The sequence below is a fragment of the Clostridium tarantellae genome (genome assembly GCF_009295725.1).
Classification (GTDB): domain Bacteria; phylum Bacillota; class Clostridia; order Clostridiales; family Clostridiaceae; genus Sarcina; species Sarcina tarantellae.
In genome coordinates, this window is record NZ_WHJC01000319.1 from 1 (window position 1) to 3,635 (window position 3,635).

The 3,635-nt window shown below is 22.2% G+C and carries 2 protein-coding genes; both read right to left on the minus strand.

Annotated features, from left to right (window positions below; all coding sequences use genetic code 11):
• The coding region (locus tag GBZ86_RS13725; RefSeq protein WP_152891572.1) for a tubulin-like doman-containing protein at positions 1 to 1,166 on the minus strand (1,166 nt) is incomplete at its 3' end.
• Between the two features lie 18 nt (positions 1,167 to 1,184).
• On the minus strand, positions 1,185 to 3,521 hold the full coding sequence (locus GBZ86_RS13730; protein WP_170272266.1) for a VWA domain-containing protein: 2,337 nt from the start codon (positions 3,519 to 3,521) through the stop codon (positions 1,185 to 1,187).
• Between the last annotated feature and the right edge of the window lie 114 nt (positions 3,522 to 3,635).

The window sequence follows — 3,635 nt, forward strand, 5'->3', positions numbered from 1 at the left end:
TTATTGATTATTTTATTGATGTTATAAACAATTTCATTTATAATAGATTTTTCCTCTTCATTATTGCTATAATTATTTTTAATAAGTTCCTTTAAAATATCTTTAGATAATCTATTAACACAATATTTTCTTAAACTTTCAATAGGTAACTCCATAGATGAAGAGGCAAAAGAACTAAAATGTCTTTCTCTATCTAAAATAGGATCTTTATCTTTACATATAAAGTTAGCATAATCAGCTCTTAATTGAGAACCTAATTTAGTTGCAAATTCTTGAAAAAGTTGAAGTGAACATAAGTCATAAATATCTTCTATATTATTTAATTCGCCTCCCTCTTCATTCTTTTTTTCAATTAAATAACAAATATCTAAAAGCTTCTTTTCTAACTTTATTTCTCCTACATGTAAATAATTAAAAGTATATTTATTCTCATATTTTTCTTTTATTGATGACATATAAAATTCTAATTCTTTCAATGCAGCATAACAATTAGCCTTACTTCTATTTTGAGCATCTAAATCTACTGCTAACTTATCATCATAGCAACTTTCTAAAGTAAACATTCCAGTAATATTTGTAACATCTTTATTAAATACTTTAGATAACATAACTGCCACATCTAAAAACGTACCACAACCAGTTCCACCGGCTAAGGAACCTACCAAATATACTTTTTGCTTTCCGATATTTTCTAAAAAAACCTCATCCATATCATTTTCTTTACTATCTATTAACATTTTAAATAAATCAGCTAAATCACTTTTAGCCGTTTTTAATGCATCATAAACTAATTTAGCATTTTTACATAAATAAAGTCTTCCTATTGGACGCATAAGACCTGCTCCTTGATCTGTAGATGTAAAAAAATCTGGTGTTATTTTAGGATTATATGGCAACCATTGAAAAAAAGAGTTACCATAAGCCCAGTCTAATGTAGATTTTACACTTTCTCCAAATCTTAATTGACATCTTTCATTATTAGCTATAGAATCATCTAAAAATGATTTTAAATCTGTATCTATGATTAAATATCTAATTGGTAACTTTTTCTCTCCATATCTATTAGCCACAAGCGCTTTTAATCTTTTTACTACTTGAAAACCTGTTCCTCCTAGTCCTATTACTAACGTAGGTATAATATCCTTTGGAATTTTAGCATTATTCATAAACTATCCCCCTCATTTTTATTTTAAAATAATTTCTATTTCATCACCTAAATTATTTAATACTATTTTTTTTATATTTTCATACTTTTCTTCTCCTATTATATTAGTACCAATTTCATTACGTTGACCTTTTAAAATAGGCATATAATAAATATTAAAATATTTTCTTTCCTTTAATATAAAATAATATATTCCACTTTTAATCTTTGAAATTAAACTATTATTATTTTCAATAAAATTATTTTTATAAGTTCTCAATTCTATAATTCCTACAGTTGTTTTTTCCCTATTTTTACTTATCTTAAATTGTTTTGTAAGATAATTATAAATTATAAACTTTCTACTATTTTCAATAGATAAATCTATTAATAAAGTTTTATAACTAACTTCTGAATTGTTTTTACACTTTAATATTATTTTTTTTGTATAATTTTCTATTGTTTTATATGAATAAAAACCTATAATTGTCATTACAATAATACCTATAATTAATATACTTAATGCTATTATTAAAAATTTAAATTTTTCAAAATAATAATTAATACTTTTTAATACTTTTAAATTACATTGCAATTTTTCATTTATTAATATGTCTTTATTAGCTTTTAAATTTAAGTATTTATACGTTCCTTCTTGTAAAGGTGTTAATTGAATACTTTTAACTATTCCATCTTTATCATTAGAATCAACAATAATATTTCCTAGCTTATTATTTTTATTGTCTAAAATTTCAATAATAAATTCTTCGTATACATTACACTTTTTTAAATTAATATCTAAATTAACACTATTACCTAATTTAAATAATTTAATTTCATTATTTGATATCTCTAGCTCTATTAATTCTTTATCAATAATATTTACCTTTTTAGAAGGTAATCTATAACTAAATCCTTTACCATTTACAAATGCATTATATTTAACAAGCCCTATATTTTTAATACTAATATTACCAGTAAGAATTCCATTTTCAACTACCATAGTTACTTCTTCTTTGGTTCCATCTTCATACTCTATATTTAAAGTTCCTCCCAAATCTTTCACTATAGAATTCTCTAATGGTATTAGCTTTACTTCCAAAATATCATCTTTTTTTAAATTATTAATTTCATTTTTATAATAAAAAGGCGGATTATCTTCTATATTCATATTAAATTCATTTACAGTTACTATTTCTCCATTGCCATTTTTAGCAACATATCTAATTAAATATTTTCCTGACTCAGTTATAGTAAAATTATCTACTATCTTATCATTAGTTTTATTTATTTTTTTATCTAAATTCCCATCAATATATTTTTCTATATATAATCCACTTATTTGGCTATCATAATTTTCAATAGCCATTTCCAAACTTATAGGAATCTTTTTTGATGATTTTATAAATTCATCTTCATTAATTATTTTTAATATTGGTTTTGCTTTTATTTGAATAGTTATATTTTCTTTACTTTTTTTATCAGATATTATTTCAACTACTCCGCTTTTCAAACTATAAATATCATATAATTCACCATATTTTTCTGGATTAATTTCTTTATTATCTACCAAAACTTTAGTTTTAGGCGCTTCATTTCCATAAGATGCTATGCTTATAACTACTTCTTCAATAGCTTTATTAAAACTAATCTTTTCATTTAACTTTATTTCAGTAGAATAGTTATCTAGAACTAAAAACTCTTTATCATGCCCAACTATGTTGCTAAAAACATTAATTAATTCTCCCGCACTTTTACTAAAATAAAAATCTCCTTTTGTTTTATTTGATAACTCTAATAATCTATCTTTATCCACTTCTTCTGATAATCCTATAGAATCTATAACTATACTTTCTTTCATAGCTTTTTCTAATAATTTTTTTATATCATTTTTATAATCTTCAGTTATTCCTCCTTCTATTGTTTCTTTTCCATCAGTTAAAAGTATTAATTGCTTTTTCCCATCAACACCATTTAATTGATTAATAGCTTCTTCTAAACCACTTTTTAAGTCTGTATAATTATCTTCAAATTTTATATTTAATAAAAATTCTTTTAAATTATCAAAATTAATATTTTCATTTATATTACCTAAAAAATTAACTTTTTCTGTATCTCCAAAAGTTATTACATTAACTTTTGTATCTTTTTCATTTATCATATCTAAAAACATTTGTGCAGCTAATATTGATAATCTATTAGGATCATTTTTTTTCATACTTCCCGATTTATCTATTAACAAAATTATATTTTTATATGAATTTTCTTTATTTTCAATAGCTATAGTATCTATCGATCTAATCATATTACCTAAAAAAAATATTATTAATATAGCTATAGTTATTATCTTTTTTAAACCTTTATTATAGCATTTCAAAATCATCCCTCCTTTAGTTACTTTTAATTAATATGTTAACTTAGAATTAAATATTACTTTTAATTATTAAAATTTAAAATAATATAGTTTAACCTCTGATTCACAGACAGTTAT